The following is a 20,451-nucleotide window of genomic DNA, read 5'->3' as shown; positions in this document are numbered from 1 at the left end:
CTGTGTGACTGGAGTTCAGCCGTGTGCTCTTCCGATCTACGGCGTCCTCCGCGGCCCCGGCCGAGCCGGAGGGCGCACCGGACACGTTCTCCGGACCCGGTGCGGCGACCGACCACGCCGCCGCGGCGGCCGGTGACCGTCCGCAGGTCACGACCGGCCCGGGGGCACCTGAGCCCGCCGCCGCACCGCAGCAGCCCGCCGCCCGCACCGGTGCCCAGCGCGCCCCCGAGGCGCCGCCGGCCCCCAGCGCGGACGCCGACCTCATCCGTCGGCGCTGGCCCGAGGTGCTCTCCACGCTCGCCCGGTTCAAGCGGTCCACCTGGGCCCTGGTCTCCCAGAACGCCCAGGTCGGCGAGCTCTCCGGGGGCGTCCTCCATCTCGCCTTCGCCACCTCCGGCCTGGCGCACACCTTCCGCAACGGCGCACACGCCGAGCCGCTCCAGCGGGCACTGCTGGAGACCCTCGGGGTCCAGGTGCGGATCGAGCCGGTGCTCAGCCAGGCCGCCGAGAGCGGACAGGCAGGGGCGCCCTACGGCACCGGTGCGGCGCCGTCGTCCGCGTGGGGCGGCGGAGGGGCCGCCGCGTCGTCCGGCGACTCGGCATGGTCGGCCCCCGCCCCCGGGTCCAGTGGCTGGACCGCCGCGGGCGCTGCCGCGGCCCCCGGTGGCGCGGCCGGGACGGTGAGCAGCCCGAGCGCGCCGACGCCGGGCGGGTCCGCCACACCGCCGGAGCCCGCCCCGGTCCCGCCCGCCCCGGCGGGCGGGACCGGGCAGGACGACCAGCCGGGTGCCGCGTCCCCCTGGGCGACGGCCGCCACGCCGGGGACCGCCTCGCCGAGCGCCCCGTCCCCGGCGGGCCCGGAGGAGCCGATCGCGCGGGTCTCCCTGGCCGAGGACACCCCGAGCATGGACGACCCCGACGCCGAGCACTCCGGCCTGGTCGGCGCCCCGCTCATCGAGCGGATGCTCGGCGGCACGATCATCCACGAGGAGTGACCGCACCAGCCCCACGGCGGCGCCTGCCCGACCGTGTCCCAGGTCCGGCGTAGGCTGGCCGGGTGTACGAAGGCGCGGTGCAGGACCTCATCGACGAGCTCGGTCGACTCCCCGGGATCGGGCCGAAGAGCGCCCAGCGCATCGCGTTCCACGTCCTGGCGGCGGACACCGCCGACGTGGAGCGCCTGGCCCACGCGCTCACCGAGGTGAAGAGCAAGGTCCGGTTCTGCGAGGTCTGCGGCAACGTCTCCGAGGGGGAGCGCTGCCGGATCTGCACCGACCCGCGCCGCAGCGACGACGTCCTGTGCGTCGTCGAGGAGGCCAAGGACGTCGTCGCCATCGAGCGCACCCGCGAGTTCCGCGGGAAGTACCACGTGCTCGGCGGCGCCATCAACCCGATCAACGGGGTCGGCCCCGACGACCTGCGCATCCGTGAGCTCATGACCCGCCTCGCCGACGGGAAGGTCAGCGAGGTCATCCTCGCCACCGACCCGAACATCGAGGGTGAGGCCACCGCCACCTACCTCGCCCGGATGCTGCGCGGGATGGGGGTGCCGGTCTCCCGGCTCGCGTCCGGCCTGCCGGTCGGCGGAGACTTGGAGTACGCCGACGAGATCACCCTCGGCCGAGCGTTCGAAGGACGCAGGAGGATCGATGCCTGAGGAGACCGACACCGCCCGGCAGGAGCTCGCCGACCTCCACGCCCTCGCCGGGGCGATGGCCGCCGAGTCCGAGCGCTTCCTCGACACCGCCACCGAGGTAGCGGCCGGCAACCACCCGGACGCCGCCATCTCCCTCCTGCTCCTCGCCCTGGCCGACCTCAGCGCAGCGGGCGCCCGTCTGGGCGCTGTCGTCGACGTCGTCCCGCCCCAGCGGTTCGAGCCCGACGACGGTGAGGAGCCCGACGCCGACCCGCTCCGGCTCGGTCTGGCGAACGCCTTCGACGGTCTCGACGAGTACCGCGAGGTCCCCGACCCGCTCGTCGACAACGTCTCCGTCTCCGGGAGCCTGTCGGCCGACGTCGCCGAGGTCGCGCTGGCGTTGCGCCGGGGGCTGCAGCACCACCGCGCCGGCAACGTCCTCGAGGCGCTGTGGTGGTGGCAGTTCTCCTACCTGTCCAACTGGGGAGACCGGGCGGCCGCGGCGCTGCGGACCCTGCTGTCGATCCTCGCGCACGTGCGGCTGGACATCCCCGCCGACGTCGCCGCCGACGCCCAGTTCGACGCCCTCCACGCCGACGGCGACTGAGCCGGCCCCGTCGCGCGAGGTCCGCCCGGCCCCGCCCCGCGCGGGGCCGTGCGGCAGGATGACCCCGTGCCCCTCGACCTCGACGCGCTCAGCGTCGCCCTCCTCCTGCTCGCCGCGCTCAGCGCCGGCTGGGTCGACGCCGTCGTCGGCGGTGGGGGCCTCATCCAGCTGCCGGCCCTGCTCCTCGTCCCGGGGATCACCCCGGTGCAGGCCCTTGCGACGAACAAGCTCGGCTCGATCATGGGCACGTCGGTCAGTGCGCTGACCTACTACCGCCGCGTCGGCCCCGACCTGCGCACCGCGGCACCGATGGCGCTCGCCGCCCTCCTCGGGGCGGTCGGCGGTGCGGCGCTCGCCTCCCGGATCCCGGAGGACCTCTTCACCCCGATCGTCCTCGTCGTGCTCCTCGCCGTGGCCGCCTGGACCATCGCCCGGCCCAGGCTCGGGGCACAGACCGACCTGCGCTGGTCGGGGCGGGGCCACCACCTGGCGGCCGCCGCGCTCGGCCTGGGGATCGGCGGCTACGACGGCCTGCTCGGGCCGGGCACCGGAACCTTCCTCGTCATCAGCCTCGTCTCCGTCCTCGGCTACGCCTTCCTCCCGGCGTCGGCCCTGGCGAAGATCGTCAACTTCGCCACCAACCTCGGGGCGCTCCTCTTCTTCGTGCCCTACGGGGCGGTGCTGTGGGGGCTGGGCGTGGCGATGGGGGTCGCCAACCTCACCGGCGGCTACATCGGCGCGCGGATGGCCGTGGCGCGTGGCAGCGGCTTCGTCCGGGTCGTCTTCCTGGTCGTCGTCCTCGGCCTGATCGCCCGGCTCGGCTGGGACGTGCTCGCGGGATGACGGCCGGGCCCGCTCAGCGGGCGGACAGCCCCCTGCCCGCGGACTGAGATCGTTCTACACTGTGCTGCGTTCCGGGGCCGCGCCCCACAGGGCGGGCCCACTGTGCTCCCGACAGCGAAAGCATCCACACGTGCCCCTCGTCGTGCAGAAGTTCGGCGGATCCTCCGTCGCCGACGCCACCGCCATCAAGCGCGTGGCCAAACGGGTCGTCGAGACCAAGGAGGCCGGTAACGACGTCGTCGTCGTCGTGTCCGCCATGGGTGACACGACCGACGAGCTGCTCGACCTGGCAGCCTCCGTCACCGACACGCCTGCCGAACGCGAGCTCGACATCCTCCTCACCGCCGGGGAGCGGATCTCCATGGCGCTGCTCGCCATGGCGATCTCCGAGCTCGGCGTGCTCGCGCGCTCGTACACCGGCCAGCAGGCCGGCGTCCTCACCGACGCCGCCCACGGCAAGGCCTCCATCGTCGGGGTGGTGCCCGAGCGCATCGCCCGCACCATCCAGGAGGGTGGCGTGGCGATCGTCGCCGGCTTCCAGGGCGTCTCGGAGACCATGGACGTCACCACGCTCGGGCGCGGGGGCTCCGACACCACCGCCGTCGCGCTCGCGGCCGCGCTGGACGCCGACGTGTGCGAGATCTACACCGACGTCGACGGCCTGTTCACCGCCGACCCCCGCATCGTCCCGACCGCCCGCCAGATCACGGAGATCACCAGCGAGGAGACGCTCGAGCTGGCGGCGCACGGCGCCAAGATCCTGCACCTGCGCGCGGTCGAGTACGCCCGCCGCTACCGGGTGCCCATCCACGTGCGGTCCTCGTTCTCCGACAAGCCGGGCACCTGGATCCGCACCGACTCCGAGACGGAGGACAGCAGCATGGAAGAGCCGATCATCGCCGGTGTCGCCCACGACCGCAGCCAGGGCAAGATCACCGTCATCGGCGTCCCCGACGTCCCGGGCGCGGCCGCCCGCCTCTTCACGGTGGTCGCCGAGGCCGGCGCGAACGTCGACATGATCGTCCAGAACGTGTCCTCCGAGGCGACCGGCCTCACCGACATCTCCTTCACCCTGCCGGAGGCCGACGGCCAGGCGACGCTCGCCGCGCTGCGCGCCGCCGCCGCCGACCTCGGCTTCGCCGACCTGCGCTACGACGACCAGATCGGCAAGCTCTCCCTCGTCGGGGCCGGCATGCGCTCCCACCCGGGTGTGTCGGCCAAGCTCTTCGGCGCGCTCTTCGACGCCGGGATCAACATCGAGATGATCTCCACCTCCGAGATCCGCATCTCCGTGGTCACCCGCGCCGAGGTGCTGGACGAGGCGGTCCGGGCGGTGCACACCGCGTTCGACCTGGACAGCAGCGAGGCGGAGGCCGTGGTCTACGGAGGGACAGGACGATGAGCGAGCAGGTCAACCAGCGGGCCGGGGTCAACCTCGCGGTCGTCGGCGCCACCGGGCAGGTGGGAGCCGTCATGCGCCGCCTGCTCGAGGAGCGTGACTTCCCGGTCGCCTCCATCCGCTACTTCGCCTCGGCGCGCTCCGCGGGCCGGACGCTGCCGTGGAAGGGCCAGGACGTCGTCGTGGAGGACGTCGCGACGGCGGACCTCTCCGGGATCGACATCGCCCTGTTCTCCGCGGGTGGTGCGACGTCGCGGGAGCACGCCCCGCGCTTCGCCGCGGCCGGTGCACTCGTCGTCGACAACTCCTCGGCGTTCCGCAAGGACCCGCAGGTGCCGCTCGTCGTCGCCGAGGTCAACCCGGAGGCGCTGCAGGACATCCCGCTCGGCATCGTCGCGAACCCGAACTGCACGACGATGGCGGCGATGCCGACCCTCAAGGTGCTCCACGAGGAGGCCGGCCTCACGCGCCTGGTCGTGTCCACCTACCAGGCCGTCTCCGGCTCGGGCCTGGCCGGCGTGCGCGAGCTCGACACCCAGGTGCGGTCCGCCGTCGAGCAGGACACCACCGCCCTCGTGCACGACGGCGCGGCGGTCACCGTGCCCGACCCGCAGACCTACGTCGCCCCCATCGCCTTCAACGTCGTCGCCCTCGCCGGGAGCATCGTCGACGACGGCAGCGAGGAGACCGACGAGGAGCAGAAGCTGCGCAACGAGTCGCGCAAGATCCTCGGGCTGCCCTCGCTCGCGGTGTCCGGGACCTGCGTACGGGTGCCGGTCTTCACCGGGCACTCGCTCGCGGTGAACGCCGAGTTCGAGCGTCCGATCACCCCCGAGCGGGCACGCGAGCTGCTCGCCGGCGCCCCCGGAGTCACGCTCGCCGACGTCCCGACCCCGCTGGCGGCGGCCGGCGCCGACGACACCCTGGTCGGGCGCATCCGGCAGGACCAGAGCGTCGAGGGTGGACGTGGTCTGGCCCTGTTCGTCGTCGGGGACAACCTGCGCAAGGGCGCCGCGCTCAACACCATCCAGATCGCCGAGATCCTCGCCGAGCGCCTGCTCGCCCGGGTCTGACGCGACGTCCCCGCGCCGCCGGCCCGGCTCAGGCCGGCCGGCGGCGTGTCACCCGGGCAGGCCGAGGTGGCGGCGGACGAAGTCGAGCTGGACGCGCATCTGCCGCACCCGCTCGTCGGCCACGTGCGAGCCGTGCCCGGCGCCGTACTGGTACAGCTCGACGACCTTCCCCCGTTCGCGCAGCGCCCGGGCGTAGTTCTCCACCTGGCGCAGCGGGCAGCGTGGGTCGTTGAGCCCGGCGAGCAGCAGCACCGGGGCCCGCACCGCGTCGACGTAGGTGATCGGGCTCGCCGTCTCGTACGCCTCCGGCACCTCGTCCGGGCTGCCGCCGAACAGTGCGCGGTCGAAGGCCTGCAGCGAGGCCATCTCGTCCTCGTAGGCCGCCCGGTAGTCGGCCACCGGCACGTCCGCCAGCCCCAGCGACCACCGGCCCGGCTGGGTGCCCAGTCCGAGCAGGGTGAGGTAGCCACCCCACGACGCCCCGGCGAGGACCGAGCGGTCCGGGTCCACCGTGCCGTCCTGCACGAGGTGCTCGTGGACCGCGGCGATGTCCGCCAGCTCGGCGAAGCCGACCTGACCCTCGATCGCGTCGCGCCACGACGTCCCGTAGCCGGTGGAGCCGCGGAAGTTCACGCTGAGGACGGCGAAGCCGTGGTCGACCCACGCCGCGAGGGTCGGGGAGAACGCGTCCGATCGGTGGTCCGCCGGGCCGCCGTGGACGTCGACGACCACCGGGTACGGCGCCGTCCCCCGGGTCGGCAGCCGGAGGAGGGAGTGGACGGTCCCGCCCGGGCCGGGCACGTGGACGTCCCGGACGCCGACCGACGGGCGCGGCCGCGGCCCCACCGGGTGGATGAGGACCTCCCCGGTGCGGGTGGTGCGCACGCTGCGCGGCTGGGCCGCGGAGGACCACGAGTACCAGACCTCGTCGTCGGGCCGGGCCGTGGCCTCGTCGACCGTGCCGTCGGTGGGTCCGACGAGCGAGCTCCGTCCGGTGCGGAGGTCGTGGCGGTACAGCCGGGTGCGGGCGGCGTGGTCGACGGCGAGCAGCACCGCGTCCCCGGACGGGTACCAGGTGGCGTCGGCGACCTCGCCGTCGACGTCGAGTGCCAGCTCGCGCCACCCGCCGCTGCGGACGTCCCACACGGCGGCGCGGGGTGTCCCGATGCGCTCGTGCAGCACGAGCAGGCGGGGGTCGCCGGGGAGTGGGGCGAAGTCCAGCGCCCAGAGCCCGAGCCCCGGGCCGTCCCACAGCTCGACGAGGCGGGCGCCGGTGTCCGCCGCGACGATCCGCAGGGCCGGGTGGCGGGCATCCCCGTGCTCGGCGTGCCCGACGGCGAGCAGGTTGCCGTCGTCGCTGAGCGCTGCGGCCTCGGCGTCGTGCTCACTGCGGTACAGGAGGACCGGCGCGGAGGACGCGGCGAGCGGGCCGAGGAAGATCTGGTGGATCGTCGTGCCCTGGTCGGGGTCGCTGCGGCCCACCACGCCGGTGCCGTCGCGAGCCAGGTGCAGCCCGGCGGAGTAGGCCGGTGGCAGCGGGACCGGAGTCTCGGTCGGCGAGCCGGGCGGTGACCCGAAGGGCTGGCGCCGCCAGATGCCGAACTCGTCCCCCTCGGTGTCGTCGAACCACCACAGCCAGTTCCCCGGCGGGTCGACCAGTGCCTCGGTGGTGCCCGCCGGCCGGTCGGTGGCCGGGACCAGCCGGCCGGTGCTCGCCTCCCACGAGTGGACCTGCGGCCGGCCGTCCACCGTGGCGACGACGCAGGCGCGGTCGGGGGCGTCACGCGCCCAGTCGGGGACCTCGACCTCGCCGGCGCGGAAGCGCTGCTCCCACACCGGCGGCGGCCACCCGGCGACGGTCCGCGCGCCGCGCGTGCGCAGGCGGCCCCGGCGTGACAACCTCGACATGAGACCAAGCGTAGGTCGACGTCGTGCGCCCGGGACGCTCCCGGAATAGTTGTGGGCGCGGGGTGTTGACCTGTCCGGACATCCATCGACAGGAGAAGGCATGGCAACCACCGACGTCACGGCGAGCACGATCGAGCAGACGATCACCGACAACGACATCGTCCTCATCGACTTCTGGGCCGACTGGTGCGGTCCCTGCAAGAGCTTCGCCCCGGTCTACGAGAAGGCGTCGGAGAAGCACACCGACGTCGTCTTCGCCAAGGTCGACACCGAGGCCGAGCAGGAGCTCGCCGCCCAGGCCGGCATCACGGCCATCCCCACGCTCATGGCGTTCCGGGAGGGCATCCTGGTGTTCTCCCAGGCGGGTGCGCTGCCCGGGCCGCAGCTGGAGCAGCTCATCACCCAGGTCAAGGAGCTCGACATGGACGAGGTCCGCACCAAGGTGGCCGAGGCGCAGGCCCAGCAGCAGGGCTGAGCACCCCCGCCCGTCCCTACCATGGGGGGAGGCTGACGGTCGGGAGGTGGCATGAGGCGGGGTCGCTGGGCGGCGCTGCTCCTGGTGTGCCTCGCCGTCCTCGCGGGCACGACCACGGACACCGAGCCGGGCACCGAGCCCTCCGGGCGGTCCGGGACCACGAAGCTGCTGCGGGTGCCGCACCTCCTCGAGGTGTGGCGTCCGCCCGACCTCCTCGGCGAGGGATGGCGGGTGCTGCCGCCCAAGAGCCCGGCGGGTGAGGCCGTACGCGCGCAGGGCGGCCTGTGGCGCCTCGACGTGCCGCACGACGCCGGCGGTGAGCTGCGGACCGTGCCCGGCTCCGAGCCGGCGCCCCGGGAGGCCGAGCGGGTGGTCACCGTCCGCGTCGCGGTCGAGCGCGGCCTGGCCGTCAACGGGACGGAGTTCGCCCGTCAGGTGATGGACACCCTCAACGACCCGCGCGGGTGGGGGCACGACGGCTCGGTGGTCTTCGCCCGCACCGACGGCGAGGCCGACATCGACATCACCCTCGCCTCCCCGGCCACCACCGACGAGCTGTGCGCCCCGGTCGACACCGCGGGCCGGGTCTCCTGCGGCCGGGTGGGCTACGCCGTCCTCAACGCCCAGCGGTGGGCCCACGGAGCCGAGCCGTTCCTCGAGGCCGGCGGCACGGTGGCCGACTACCGGCACTACCTCGTCAACCACGAGGTGGGGCACGTGCTGGGCCACCCGCACGTACGCTGCCCGGCATCCGGGGCGCTCGCCCCGGTCATGGTGCAGCAGACCCTGGGGCTGGACGGCTGCCGCCCCAACGGCTGGCCCGCCGCGAGCGGCTGACGACGGCGAAAGGCCCAGAACCAGTGGTTCCGGGCCTTTCCCTTGGTCGGGGTGGCGGGATTTGAACCCACGACCTCCTCGTCCCGAACGAGGCGCGCTACCAAGCTGCGCCACACCCCGATGCAGCCCGACCAGGATACCGGAGCCGGCCCGCAGGAGTGAAACCCGCTGCCCCGGGTGTGACCAGGATCGCCTCAGGAGCGGGGGAGCAGCTGGAGGACGCTGACCTCAGGGCGGCAGGCGAAACGCACCGGCGTGTACGGGGAGGTGCCCATGCCGGCGGAGACGTTGAGCCATGTCGAGCCCGCGCCGCCGGCCTCGTCCGGGCGCGGTCCGGGCCACCCGTGCAGGCCGCTGGCGCGTCGGGTGTCGAGGTCGCAGTTGGTCACCAGGGCCCCGTACCCGGGGACGCGCAGCTGACCGCCGTGGGTGTGCCCGGCCAGGATCAGGTCACAGCCGTCGGCGTGCATGGAGTCCAGGACGCGGGTGTACGGGGCGTGGGACACCCCGATGTGGAGGTCGGCCCGCTCGGCCGGAGCGGGGAAGCGGTCGCGTTCCAGGTGCGGGTCGTCCACCCCCACGAAGGACACCGTCTGCCCCGCGATCTCGAGAGTGCCGCGGGCGTTGTCGAGGTCGAGCCAGCCGCCGGAGGACAGCGTGGCGACGAGGTCGTCGACCGGCAGCCGGCGCGCCTCGTCGGTGGTGGGCCGGCGCAGCGACGGCGGGAGGAGGTAGCGGGCCGGGTTCTTCGGCTGCGGTCCGTAGATGTCGTTCGACCCCAGGACGAAGACGCCGGGCAGGTCGAGGAGCGGGCCGAGCGCACACCGGACCGCGGGCACGGCGTCGCGGTGGGCGAGGTTGTCACCCGTGGAGACGACGAGGTCTGGCTCGAGCTCGGCGAGCCGGCGCACCCACTCCTGCTTGAGCCGCTGGTCGGGGGTGAGGTGCAGGTCGGAGACGTGGAGGATGCGCAGCGGGCGGCTCCCCGGTGCGAGCACGGGGACGGCGTGCACCCGCACGGTGAACATGCGCGTCTCGGCGACCGCCCACGCGAGGCCTCCGGCGGCGGCGAGGGTCAGGCCCGCCGCGAGTCGTCGCAGCACGCTCAGTCGTCGTTCCCGCCGCGGCCCCGGTTGCCGCGTTCGCCGCGGTCCCCGTCGTCGCGACCCCGGTCGTTGTCACGCCGGTCGTCGCCCCGACGGCGGTCCTCGTCGCGGTCGCGGTTCTCGCGCCGCTCGCGGTCGTCACGGTCCTCGTCGGAGCGGTCCTCGGTCTCGGCCGCCCGGCCGCCGCTGGTGTAGATCGTCACCGTCTGCCCGCGCTGCGCCGCGCTCCCCGCCGCGGGGCTGGTCGCCACGGCGAGGCCCTCGGGCCAGCCGGAGTCGACGGCGTGGCCCATGCGGACGTCGAACCCGGCCTGCTCGAGCGTGCGGCGGGCGTCCTCGACGGTCTGCCCACCGATGCTCGGGACACGCAGCCGCTCGCCGTGGACCACCCGGCTCGGCGCGTCGGCGAAGTCCTCCACGGGCATGCCCTCGGTGGCCCGCTCCATGTAGGCCTTCCACGTCGGGGCGGCGATGAGGCCGCCGTAGACCCGGTTGCGCCAGATGCCGTTGATGTACTCGTAGCCCATCTGCTCGTCGCGGTCGGCGTGCCCCATCCACACCGCGGCCGCCATCTGCGGGACATACCCGATGAACCAGGCGTGGGTGTCGTCGTTCGCCGTCCCGGTCTTGCCGGCGGTGGGCCGGCCGGGGATCCGTGCGGTGGAGCCGGTGGAGTCCCACTCCGGCCCCATGACCGCCTGGAGGGCATGGTTCACGCCGCGCACGACGTCCTCCTCCAGCACCCGCTGGCAGTCGGACGGCGGGACGGGGATCTCCTCACCGGTGCGGTCGATGATCCGGGTGATGGCCACCGGCTCGCAGGCGATGCCGCCGGCGGCGAGCGTGGCGTAGGCGTTGGCCATGGACAGCGGGGTCACCGTGTTGGAGCCCAGGATCATCGCCGGGTTGTTCTGCAGCGGCTCACCGGAGCCGGTCTCCACGCCCATGTCCATCGCGATCCCGGTGATGTCGCACAGGTCCATCTGCTGGGCCATGACGACGAAGGAGGTGTTGATCGACGTGCGGGTGGACTCCAGGACGGTCTCGACGCCACCCCCGAAGCCCTCGAGGTTCTTCGGCTCGTAGTTGTCGGCGACCTCAGGGGCGCAGGAGATGGTCCAGTCCTTGCGGGCGAAGAACCGGTTCGCCGAGTTCACCCGGTCCATGAGCGAGTTGCCCTCGCGGAGCCACTGGACCAGCGTGAAGACCTTGAACGTCGAGCCGGACTGGAAGCCGGACCCGCCACCGTGGGACTTGCCCACGTTGTAGTTCACCTGCGTGGCGCGGGGGTCGTTCTCGTTGGCGACGCCGTAGTTGGTGTTCTGCGCCATCGCGAAGATCCGGCCGGTGCCCGGCTCGATCGACGACAGCGCCACCGAGATGCCGGACGGGTCGTCGATCGGGACCGCCCCGGTCACGGCGTCGAAGGCGGCCTCCTGCTTCTCCGGGTCGAGGGTGGTGTGGATCGTCAGGCCGCCCCGGTTGAGCAGCTGGCGCCGGTCCTCGACGGTCTCGCCGTAGGCCTCGTTGTTGAGGATCTCGTTGACGACGTACTGGCAGAAGTAGGCGGCGTTGCCGGCGACGCCGCAGCCGCGCGGCGCGTCCTGGACGTCGAGCATCTCCGGGACCGGGATCGCCACAGCCTCGTCGTACTCGGCCTGGGTGATGAAGCCCTCGCTGAGCATGGTGCCCAGGACGGTGTTGCGGCGACGCTCGGCGTTCTCCGGGTTGGTCACCGGGTCCCACTTGGCGGGGGACTGGGTGATGCCGGCGAGCAGCGCCGACTCGGCGATGTCGAGGTCGGCTGCCGACTTGTTGAAGTAGTGGTGTGCGGCGGCCTCCACCCCCCACTGGGAGGGCCCGAACTGGGCGATGTTGAGGTAGCCGGTGAGGATCTCGTCCTTCGACCGGACCTGCTCGAGCGCGATCGCCAGGCGCGCCTCCCGCAGCTTGCGCGCGATCGTCGTCTCGGTGGCCGCCTGGTAGAGCTCGGGGTCGTTCTTCACCCGGCTCTCCTCGATCTGCACGTTCTTCACGTACTGCTGCGTCAGCGTCGAGGCACCCTCGAGGTCACCGCCGGCGAGGTTGCGGACGGTGGCCCGCAGGATGCCCTCGGGGTCCACGCCGCCGTGCTCGTAGAAGCGGCGGTCCTCGACGGCGACCACCGCGTCCTTCATGTGCTGGGAGATCTCGTCGAAGCCGACGACCACCCGGTTCTCGGCGAAGAAGGTCGCCAGCACGTTGCCCTCCGCGTCGAGCATGACGCTCTGCTCGGACGGCTCGTCGATCTCCAGCTCGGTGGGTAGCTCGTCGAACAGGTCGGTCGTCGCGTTCCCGATCGCCCCCACCGACCCGACGGCGGGCAGCAGCAGGCCGGCCATGAGCACACCCCCCGCGACGGCGATGAGGAGGAAGGCGAGCATCATGGCGACGAGCTGGACGGGGCGCACGGCGCGCCCACGTGGCGTTGGACGTGAGGCCATTCCTCTAGAGTACGGTGCCCGGCCACGGGCCCGTCGAGGCGGTGGGCGAGTTCACCCGATGAGGGGGATTGCCAATCCCGACGCCGGATGTGACCATTTCGCCAAGGTCACGATTTGACCATCGACCTTTCTTGACCCCGTTAAGAGGGACTACGGTCAGGTAAGAGGGACTACGGTCAGGTCACGGACAGCGGCAAGGATGCCGCGGACAGGAGGTGGGGCCATGAGCTCCTACGACGACCAGACGTGGGCGGCGCGCGCCGCATGCACCCAGATCGAGCCGGACGAGCTCTTCGTCCGTGGAGCGGCACAACGGGCGGCACGCGAGCTGTGCTTCCGGTGCCCGGTACGCATGGAGTGTCTGGCGGACGCCCTGGACGCCCACGTCAACTTCGGCGTGTGGGGTGGGCTGACTGAGCGGGAGCGCAGGGCGCTGCTGCGCCGCTACCCGGAGGTGGAGTCCTGGGCAGAGCGGCTCAAGGACGAGGACGACGAGATCATCGCCGAGCTCCGGGCCGACCGGGCGCCGCGCATCCTGGCCAAGATCCGCCAGGCCTAGGATGGCCGCATGAAGACCTGGGAGTACGCGACCATTCCACTGCTCATCCACAACACCAAGGCCATCCTCGACCAGTGGGGCGCCGACGGCTGGGAGCTCGTCCAGGTGGTGCCCGGCCCCACCGAGAACCTCGTCGCCTACCTCAAGCGCGAGAAGCAGTGAGCGTCTCCGACCGGCTCCGGGAGCTCGGGCTCTCGCTGCCCGAGGTCGCCACCCCGGTGGCGAACTACGTCCCCGCGGTCCGGCACAGGAACCTCGTGTGGACCTCCGGGCAGCTGCCGCTGGTCGACGGCGCCCTCCCCCTCACCGGCAAGGTCGGTGAGGGGGAGGGCCTCGTCACCCCGGAGCAGGCCACCGCGCTGGCTCGCGTCGCGGCGCTCAACGGCCTGGCCGCCGTGGCCGCCAAGGTGGGCAACCTGGACGACGTCGTCCGGGTGGTCAAGGTCGTGGGCTTCGTGGCGAGCGACCCGTCCTTCACGGGGCAGCCGGCGGTGGTCAACGGCGCGTCCGACCTCCTCGGGCAGATCTTCGGGGAGGCGGGGCTGCACGCCCGCAGCGCGGTGGGTGTCAGCGTGCTGCCGCTCGACGCTCCGGTCGAGGTCGAGCTGGTCCTCGCACTGGCCTGAGCGGCCGTCGCGGGCCGGGCGCCGGCCGGGCTGCCATGGCGACGACGCGGCGCGGCCGCCGCGTCGTCGGGGCAGTCAGCGGGCGCGGCGCTTGAGACGCTCGAGGTCGAGGATCTGCACGGCCCGCCCCTCGAGCCGGATCCAGCCGCGGGAGATGAAGTCGGCCAGCGACTTGTTCACCGTCTCCCGGGAGGCGCCGACGAGCTGGGCAAGCTCCTCCTGGGTGAGGTCGTGGGCGACACGCAGGCCTTCGGGGGTCTGCTCGCCGAAGCGCACCGACAGGTCGAGCAGCGCCTTGGCGACGCGGCCGGGGACGTCGGAGAAGACGAGGTCGGCGAGGGCCTCGTTGGTGCGGCGGAGCCGCTGGGCCAGTGCGCGCAGCATGTGCTTCGCCAGGCCGGGGCGGGTGTCGAGCAGGTGCATGAACGGCTCGTGCTGCAGCTCGAGGAGGCGGCTGTTCGCCACCGCGGTGGCCGTCGCCGTCCGCTCGCCCGGCTCGAAGAGCGTGAGCTCGCCGAGGAGCTCGCCGGGGCCGAGGATGGCCAGGAGGTTCTCCCGGCCGTCGTTCGAGCGGTGCCCGAGCTTGATCTTCCCCTCGAGGACCAGGTAGAGCCGGTCGCCGGGGTCGCCCTCGTGGAAGAGGGTCTCCCCGCGCCGCAGGCTGACCTCCTGCATGGCCTCCCGCAGGGCAGCCCGGGCGTCGTCGTCGAGGGCAGCGAAGAGAGGCACGGAGCTGATCGCGGCGTCGTCCACGGTGGCATCCTTTTCACGTCGGGGTCTGCGGCTCGGGCCCGGGGGCCCATCACGCCCATCCTGCCACCGAGTGCGCCGAACTGCCCGTAACCTGGCGCGGTGGGAACCGAGGATCTGCAGGTCGACCGCGGTCCGGCCCCCGCGGTCGAGGTCGACGACCTGCTCGCCGCGCAGTGGCCGGACGCCCGCTGCGAGCTCGACTTCACCTCCCCCTTCGAGCTTCTCGTCGCGACCGTGCTCTCGGCGCAGACCACCGACGTGCGGGTCAACGCCGTGACGCCGGAGCTGTTCCGCCGCTGGCCGGGACCGGAGGAGCTCGCCGCGGCGAGCCAGGAGGAGCTGGAGGAGGTGCTGCGTCCGCTCGGGTTCTTCCGCGCCAAGGCGACGTCGCTGCGTGGGCTCGCCGCGGCGCTGCTCGCGGACCACGGCGGGCAGGTGCCGGCGGACCTCGACGCGCTCGTGCGGCTGCCGGGTGTCGGGCGCAAGACCGCCAACGTCGTCCTCGGCAACGCCTTCGACATCCCCGGCATCACCGTGGACACCCACGTCGGGCGGCTGGCCCGCCGCCTGGGCTGGAGCACCAGCAAGGACGCGGTCAAGGTGGAGCGGGAGATCGCCGCACTCGTCCCGCAGGAGCGGTGGACGATGCTGTGCCACCGGCTGATCTTCCACGGCCGCCGGGTCTGCCACGCCCGCCGCCCCGCGTGCGGCGCCTGTGTGCTCGCCGAGCTCTGTCCCAGCTACGGCATCGGGGAGACGGACTCCGACGCGGCCGAGGCGCTGGTCCGTCGCCCCGAGTAGGCCGGCTCGCTGGGCGGGAGTGCAGTTCCCGTCACCGACGTGAGCGCTCGCCGGCAGCTGAGCTCTCGGTGGAAAGTGGGCTGTCGGTGGGTAGTGGGCTGTCGGTGGGAGGTGGGGCTGTTGCCCGGGGAATGTGAGCTGGGGCGGAGTCAGCGGGGGAGGGCGGCGAGGAAGTCGAGGAGCAGATCGGTGACCTCCTCCGGCGCCTCCTCGGGCAGCAGGTGCCCGGCACCCCGCACGACCGCCGTGCGCAGCGGCCCCTCGACGTACGCCGCGTCGGAGGCGAACGCGGCCGGGGGCGTCCACCGGTCGGCGCCCCCGCGGACGCTGAGCACCGGGACCTGGACCGGGTTCGCCATCGCGGCGAGGTAGCGCCGCCCGTCCGGCCGCGGCGTGGAGCGCACGAGCCACCGCAGGTGCTCCAGGCTCGTGTGGGCGACAGACGGCATCCGCATGACCGCCTGATATGCGCGCAGCTCCTCCGGCGGGACCCGGCGGCCGGGCGCGGAGGCGTCGGTGAGCACCCGGGCGACGAGGTCTCCGCGGCGCAGCGCCCGTTCGGGGAACCACGGCACCTGGATGCGCGCGAGGAAGGCGCGTGCCCGGGAGGACAGGTGGTTGTTGGGCCGCAGCAGCGGCACCGGATGAGGCGCGCCGAGCACCGCCACCGCCCGGGTGCTGTCCGGGCGCAGCACCGGCATCGACCAGGCGAGCAGCCCACCGAAGTCGTGCCCGACCACCACCGCCTGCTCCCGGCCGAGGGAGCGCACCACTCCGGCGACGTCCGCCGTCAGGACCGGGGTCGAGTGGCCGATGGGCGGCTTGTCGGAGGCGCCGAAGCCGCGCAGGTCCATCGCCGCCACCCGGTAGCCCTCCTCGGCGAGGGCCGCCACCTGGGCCCGCCAGGCCCACCAGAACTGCGGGAAACCGTGGAGCAGGACGACGAGCTCGCCGCTCTCCGGCCCGGCGAGGACGACGTGGAACCGGGCACCGTTCGCCGGGACGAACCGGTGCTCCCACGGTCCGTCCTGCCAGAGCGCGCCTTGGTCGGTAGCCACGTCGCCCGAGCCTAGACGATGAGCCGCGACGCACCGGGAGCCGGACCGTGGCGGTCCGGCTCCCGGTGCGTCGGCAGGCTACTTCGCCAGGCCGGCGGCGATCTGGTCCATCACCGAGGAGTCGGCGAGCGTGGTGACGTCGCCGATCTCGCGGTTCTCCGCGACGTCACGCAGCAGGCGGCGCATGATCTTGCCGGACCGGGTCTTCGGCAGCTCCGGGACGACGAGGATCGAGCGCGGCTTGGCGATCGCGCCGATCTCCTTGGCCACGTGGTTGCGCAGCTCGGCGATGTGCGCCTCGGCACCCGCCGCGCTGGCCGCCTCGGCGGCCTCCCCGCGGAGGATGACGAACGCGACGACGGCCTGGCCGGTGGTGTCGTCCTTCGCCCCGACCACGGCCGCCTCGGCCACGGTCGGGTGGGAGACGAGGGCCGACTCGATCTCCGTGGTCGACAGCCGGTGCCCGGAGACGTTCATGACGTCGTCGACGCGACCGAGGATCCACAGGTCGCCGTCGTCGTCCTTCTTGGCGCCGTCCCCGGCGAAGTAGACGCCGGGGAAGCGGGCCCAGTAGGTGTCGTGGTACCGCTGCTCGTCGCCCCAGATACCGCGGAGCATGGCCGGCCACGGCTTCGTCAGGACGAGGTACCCGCCTTCACCGGCGGAGACCGGCTCGCCGGCCTCGCTGTAGACGTCGGCGGAGATGCCGGGCAGCGCGGCCTGCGCCGCACCCGGCTTGGCGGCCGTGACGCCCGGCAGCGGCGAGATCATGATGGCGCCGGTCTCCGTCTGCCACCACGTGTCCACCACGGGGGTGCGGTCCCCTCCGATGACGCGGCGGTACCAGACCCAGGCCTCCGGGTTGATCGGCTCACCCACCGACCCCAGCAGGCGCAGCGAGGACAGGTCGAAGCGCGCCGGCACGTCCTCGCCCCACTTCATGAAGGTGCGGATCGCCGTGGGGGCCGTGTAGAGGATGGTGACCTTGTACTTCTGGACGATCTCCCACCAGCGTCCGTTGTGCGGGGTGTCGGGGGTGCCCTCGTACATCACCTGGGTGGCGCCGTTCACCAGCGGGCCGTAGGCCATGTAGGAGTGGCCGGTGACCCAGCCGATGTCGGCGGTGCACCAGTAGACGTCGGTCTCGGGCTTGAGGTCGAAGACGTTCCAGTGGGTGTAGGCGCACTGGACGAGGTAGCCGCCGGTGGTGTGGTAGATCCCCTTCGGCTTCCCGGTGGTGCCCGAGGTGTAGAGGATGAACAGCGGGTGCTCGGCCTCGACGTCGACGGGGGCGTGGTCGGTGCCCTGCCGGGTGACGATGTCGTGCCACCACACGTCGCGCCCGTCCTGCCAGGGCACGTCCTGGCCGGTGCGCCGCACGACGAGCACCTTCTGCACCGGGTGGTCGCCGTGGCTCAGCGCCTCGTCCACCGCGGGCTTGAGCGCACTCGCCTTGCCGCGGCGGTACCCGCCGTCGGCGGTGATGACCACCTTGGCCTGCGCGTCGTTGATCCGGGTGTGGAGGGCCTCGGAGGAGAAGCCGCCGAAGACCACCGAGTGCGGGGCACCCAGTCGGGCACAGGCGAGCATGGCGACGACCGCCTCGGGGATCATCGGCAGGTAGATCGCCACCCGGTCCCCGGTCCCGACCCCGAGCTCGGCCAGCGCGGCCGCGGCGCGCGCGACCTCGTCACGCAGCTCGGCGTAGGTGATGGTGCGGGAGTCGCCGGGCTCACCCTCCCAGTAGATCGCAACCCGGTCGCCGTTGCCGGCCTCGACGTGACGGTCGACGGCGTTGTACGCGGCGTTGAGCTTCCCGTCGGCGAACCAGCGGGACAGCGGAGCCCGGGACCAGTCGAGCACCTCGGTGAAGTCCTGCGACCAGGAGACGAACCGGCGCGCCTGATCGGCCCAGAACGCCTCGGGGTCCGCCGCCGCCTGCTCGTAGAGCTCCGCGGTGGCGTTGGCCTGCGCGGCGAACTCCGGGCTCGGCGGGAAGCGTCGCTCCTCGACGAGCAGGTTCTCCAGCCCGGTCTCGCTCGCGGCAGAGCCGGCCGCAGTGTGGTCAACCATGATGATGTCCTCCGGACGACGGTGTTCGTGCACATCGCCGAGCCCCCCCGGGTATGGCCGGGATCACATCGGCACGTCCACGAATGTACCCCCTTCCGGGTGCGGACCGGCACCGCCGGACGTGCTGCGGGGCCCACCGACCCGGGTCTGCGAAATCGATTCACCTCTGTTACGTTGCCCGCTGGTCACGTCCGTGACCTGTGTCACTGGAATGGGGGAAACATGACACAACCCGACCCGCAGGACCGTCCGCCCGGGGGCGATGCCCGTCCGGGCCTCACGACAGGGCTGCGACAGCCCACCGCCGCGGAGCTCCGTGCGGTCCAGGCATCGGAGGACTTCGGCCGGTTGCGACGCAGCTTCCGCGTCTTCGCGTTCCCGATGACGGCGGCCTTCTTCGTCTGGTACCTGTCCTACGTCCTGCTGTCGACCTACGCCGGGGACCTGCTGTCCGTCGACGTCGTGGGCAACCTCAACATCGGCCTGCTCTTCGGGCTGGCCCAGTTCGCCACCACCTTCCTCATCACCTGGCTCTACATCCGGCACGCGAACCGGTCGCTCGACCCGATCGCCGGCCGGCTCCGCACCGAGCTGGAGGGGGATGAGTGATGGACGTCGGCAACCCCTGGCTCAACATCGGGATCTTCCTCGTCTTCGTCGCCGTCACGCTCGTCATCGTCGTGCGGGTCTCCCGCACGACGCGGTCGGTCGGCGACTTCTACCACGGCGGCCGCGGATTCTCCGGGCGGCAGAACGGCATCGCCATCGCCGGCGACTACCTCTCCGCCGCCTCGTTCCTCGGCATCGTCGGCGCCGTGGCGCTCTACGGCTACGACGGCCTGCTGTACTCGGTCGGCTTCCTCGTGGCCTGGCTCGTCGCGCTGCTGCTCGTCGCCGAGCCGCTGCGCAACACCGGCAAGTACACGATGGCCGACGTCCTGAGCTTCCGGATGCGGCAGCGCCCGGTCCGCACGGCCGCCGCGACGTCGACGCTCGCGATCACCTTCTTCTACCTGCTCGCGCAGATGGCCGGGGCCGGCGCCCTGGTCTCGCTGCTGCTCGGCGTCGACAGCCGGGCGGGGCAGTCCTTCGTCATCGCCGTCGTCGGCGCGCTGATGATCCTCTACGTCATGATCGGCGGGATGAAGGGCACCACGTGGGTGCAGATCATCAAGGCGGTGCTGCTCATCGCCGCCGTCGGTGTCATGACGGTGTGGATCATGGCCGCCAACGGCTTCAACCTCAGCGCCGTGCTGGGGCGCGCGGTCGACGCCCACCCGGACGGCGAGGCGATCCTCGAGCCGATGCTCCAGTACGGCGTCTCGGACACGACGAAGATCGGCTTCGTGTCCCTGGCGGTCGCGCTCGTCTTCGGGGCCGCAGGCCTGCCGCACGTGCTCATGCGCTTCTACACGGTGCCCAGCGCCAAGGAGGCGCGCCGGTCGGTGGTGTGGGCGATCGCGCTCATCGGCTTCTTCTACCTGTGCACCCTCGTGCTGGGCTACGCGGCGACCTATCTCGTGGGGGCGGACACCATCCGCAACGCACCTGGCGGCTCGAACGCGGCCGCCCCGGCGCTGGCGTACGAGCTCGGCGGGACGCTCCTCCTCGGCATCGTCGCCGCTGTCGCCTTCGCCACCATCCTCGCCGTCGTCGCAGGGCTGACGATCACCGCGTCGGCCTCCTTCGCGCACGACGTCTACAACGGCGTCCTCAAACACGGCAAGGCGTCCCCGGAGAAGGAGGTCAAGGTGGCGCGGCGCACCGCCGTCGTCATCGGGGCGATCTCGATCGTCGGCGGGATCCTCGCCGCGGAGCAGAACGTCGCCTTCCTCGTCTCCCTCGCCTTCGCGATCGCGGCGAGCGCGAACCTGCCCTCGATCCTCTACTCGCTGTACTGGAAGCGGTTCAACACCCGCGGCTCCACGTGGAGCATCTACGGCGGGCTGCTCAGTGCGCTCGTGCTCATCACCTTCTCCCCGGTGGTGTCGGGCAGCGAGACGGCGATGATCCCCGGGGCCGACTTCGCCTGGTTCCCGCTGACGAACCCGGCGATCATCTCGGTGCCGCTGGGGTTCTTCCTCGGCTGGCTCGGCACCGTCACCTCCGGCGAGCACGACGACGTCAAGCACGCGGAGATGGAGGTCCGTTCGATGACGGGGGCCGGCGCCGAGCGCGCCGTCACGCACTGAGCCTGCACGTGGAAGGCCCCGT

General features: G+C 72.7%; 19 protein-coding genes and 1 tRNA gene. 13 read left to right on the top strand and 7 right to left on the bottom strand.

The genetic code is table 11. The annotated features are described in order from the left end of the window. Positions 1 to 1,057: 1,057 nt before the first annotated feature. The 5 genes from recR (at position 1,058) to Q0195_RS13065 (ending at position 5,558) form a co-directional block, all read left to right on the top strand. Positions 1,058 to 1,657 carry a recombination mediator RecR gene (recR, locus tag Q0195_RS13085; RefSeq protein ID WP_299279250.1) on the top strand — a complete coding sequence of 200 codons (600 nt, stop codon included), beginning with the start codon at positions 1,058 to 1,060 and terminating at the stop codon, positions 1,655 to 1,657. Then, a complete protein-coding gene (locus tag Q0195_RS13080) occupies positions 1,650 to 2,243 on the top strand; it encodes a DUF5063 domain-containing protein (RefSeq protein ID WP_299279248.1) in 594 nt (197 codons plus the stop codon). Before recR ends, Q0195_RS13080 begins: the two co-directional genes overlap by 8 nt. 66 nt (positions 2,244 to 2,309) lie before the next feature. Further along, complete coding sequence (locus Q0195_RS13075) at positions 2,310 to 3,086, top strand: TSUP family transporter (RefSeq protein ID WP_299279247.1); 777 nt, start codon at positions 2,310 to 2,312, stop codon at positions 3,084 to 3,086. 130 nt (positions 3,087 to 3,216) lie between these two features. Further along, on the top strand, positions 3,217 to 4,488 hold the full coding sequence (locus tag Q0195_RS13070; protein WP_299279245.1) for an aspartate kinase: 1,272 nt from the start codon (positions 3,217 to 3,219) through the stop codon (positions 4,486 to 4,488). Continuing rightward, positions 4,485 to 5,558, top strand: coding sequence for an aspartate-semialdehyde dehydrogenase (locus tag Q0195_RS13065; RefSeq protein WP_299279243.1), 1,074 nt, complete (start codon positions 4,485 to 4,487; stop codon positions 5,556 to 5,558). The genes Q0195_RS13070 and Q0195_RS13065 overlap by 4 nt, the downstream gene beginning before the upstream one ends. 48 nt (positions 5,559 to 5,606) lie before the next feature. Here the strand turns inward: Q0195_RS13065 and Q0195_RS13060 are convergent, their stop codons facing one another. Further along, complete coding sequence (locus tag Q0195_RS13060) at positions 5,607 to 7,466, bottom strand: prolyl oligopeptidase family serine peptidase (RefSeq protein WP_299279241.1); 1,860 nt, start codon at positions 7,464 to 7,466, stop codon at positions 5,607 to 5,609. A gap of 100 nt (positions 7,467 to 7,566) precedes the next feature. Between Q0195_RS13060 and trxA the strand changes: the two genes are divergently transcribed. Together trxA and Q0195_RS13050 are read left to right on the top strand one after the other, a co-directional pair. Continuing rightward, positions 7,567 to 7,941, top strand: coding sequence for a thioredoxin (gene trxA, locus Q0195_RS13055; protein ID WP_299279240.1), 375 nt, complete (start codon positions 7,567 to 7,569; stop codon positions 7,939 to 7,941). 51 nt (positions 7,942 to 7,992) lie between these two features. Then, positions 7,993 to 8,778, top strand: a complete 786-nt coding sequence (locus Q0195_RS13050) for a DUF3152 domain-containing protein (RefSeq protein ID WP_299279238.1) — start codon at positions 7,993 to 7,995, stop codon at positions 8,776 to 8,778. Positions 8,779 to 8,821: 43 nt separating this feature from the next. Here Q0195_RS13050 and Q0195_RS13045 read toward each other — a convergent pair. From Q0195_RS13045 to Q0195_RS13035, 3 genes are all read right to left on the bottom strand, one after another. Then, positions 8,822 to 8,898, bottom strand: a tRNA-Pro gene (locus tag Q0195_RS13045). Between the two features lie 74 nt (positions 8,899 to 8,972). Next, positions 8,973 to 9,878: a metallophosphoesterase gene (locus tag Q0195_RS13040; protein WP_299279258.1), complete on the bottom strand. Its 906-nt coding sequence runs from the start codon at positions 9,876 to 9,878 to the stop codon at positions 8,973 to 8,975. Between the two features lie 5 nt (positions 9,879 to 9,883). Continuing rightward, complete coding sequence (locus tag Q0195_RS13035; protein ID WP_299279236.1) at positions 9,884 to 12,367, bottom strand: transglycosylase domain-containing protein; 2,484 nt, start codon at positions 12,365 to 12,367, stop codon at positions 9,884 to 9,886. Positions 12,368 to 12,590: 223 nt separating this feature from the next. Here Q0195_RS13035 and Q0195_RS13030 point away from each other — a divergent pair, with 223 nt between their 5' ends. Genes Q0195_RS13030 through Q0195_RS13020 form a run of 3 tightly spaced genes read left to right on the top strand, consistent with a single transcriptional unit; the run spans position 12,591 to position 13,552 of the window. Further along, positions 12,591 to 12,926 (top strand): WhiB family transcriptional regulator, encoded by a 336-nt coding sequence (locus tag Q0195_RS13030; RefSeq protein ID WP_299279234.1) that lies wholly within the window; start codon positions 12,591 to 12,593, stop codon positions 12,924 to 12,926. Positions 12,927 to 12,935: 9 nt separating this feature from the next. Continuing rightward, positions 12,936 to 13,088, top strand: coding sequence for a DUF4177 domain-containing protein (locus Q0195_RS13025; protein ID WP_299279233.1), 153 nt, complete (start codon positions 12,936 to 12,938; stop codon positions 13,086 to 13,088). Further along, a complete protein-coding gene (locus tag Q0195_RS13020; RefSeq protein ID WP_299279231.1) occupies positions 13,085 to 13,552 on the top strand; it encodes a RidA family protein in 468 nt (155 codons plus the stop codon). Before Q0195_RS13025 ends, Q0195_RS13020 begins: the two co-directional genes overlap by 4 nt. Positions 13,553 to 13,627: 75 nt before the next feature. Here Q0195_RS13020 and Q0195_RS13015 read toward each other — a convergent pair whose 3' ends face one another. Then, entirely contained in the window at positions 13,628 to 14,305 is a 678-nt protein-coding gene (locus Q0195_RS13015) for a Crp/Fnr family transcriptional regulator (RefSeq protein WP_299279229.1), read from the bottom strand. 99 nt (positions 14,306 to 14,404) lie between these two features. Here Q0195_RS13015 and nth point away from each other — a divergent pair, with 99 nt between their 5' ends. Next, complete coding sequence (nth, locus tag Q0195_RS13010; RefSeq protein ID WP_299279227.1) at positions 14,405 to 15,106, top strand: endonuclease III; 702 nt, start codon at positions 14,405 to 14,407, stop codon at positions 15,104 to 15,106. Positions 15,107 to 15,255: 149 nt separating this feature from the next. Here the strand turns inward: nth and Q0195_RS13005 are convergent, their stop codons facing one another. Both Q0195_RS13005 and acs read right to left on the bottom strand, forming a co-directional pair. After that, a complete protein-coding gene (locus Q0195_RS13005) occupies positions 15,256 to 16,164 on the bottom strand; it encodes an alpha/beta hydrolase (protein WP_299279226.1) in 909 nt (302 codons plus the stop codon). Between the two features lie 78 nt (positions 16,165 to 16,242). Then, entirely contained in the window at positions 16,243 to 18,237 is a 1,995-nt protein-coding gene (gene acs, locus Q0195_RS13000; protein WP_299279224.1) for an acetate--CoA ligase, read from the bottom strand. 222 nt (positions 18,238 to 18,459) lie between these two features. Here acs and Q0195_RS12995 point away from each other — a divergent pair, with 222 nt between their 5' ends. Together Q0195_RS12995 and Q0195_RS12990 are read left to right on the top strand one after the other, a co-directional pair. Beyond that, complete coding sequence (locus tag Q0195_RS12995; RefSeq protein ID WP_299279222.1) at positions 18,460 to 18,846, top strand: DUF485 domain-containing protein; 387 nt, start codon at positions 18,460 to 18,462, stop codon at positions 18,844 to 18,846. After that, positions 18,846 to 20,429 carry a cation acetate symporter gene (locus Q0195_RS12990; protein ID WP_299279220.1) on the top strand — a complete coding sequence of 528 codons (1,584 nt, stop codon included), beginning with the start codon at positions 18,846 to 18,848 and terminating at the stop codon, positions 20,427 to 20,429. Before Q0195_RS12995 ends, Q0195_RS12990 begins: the two co-directional genes overlap by 1 nt. Positions 20,430 to 20,451: the final 22 nt, after the last annotated feature.

Origin of the sequence: uncultured Georgenia sp. (assembly GCF_937958535.1) — a bacterium.
Lineage (GTDB): Bacteria > Actinomycetota > Actinomycetes > Actinomycetales > Actinomycetaceae > Oceanitalea.
Note: the sequence above shows the minus strand (reverse complement) of the source record. Positions and strands in the feature narration are given on the sequence as shown.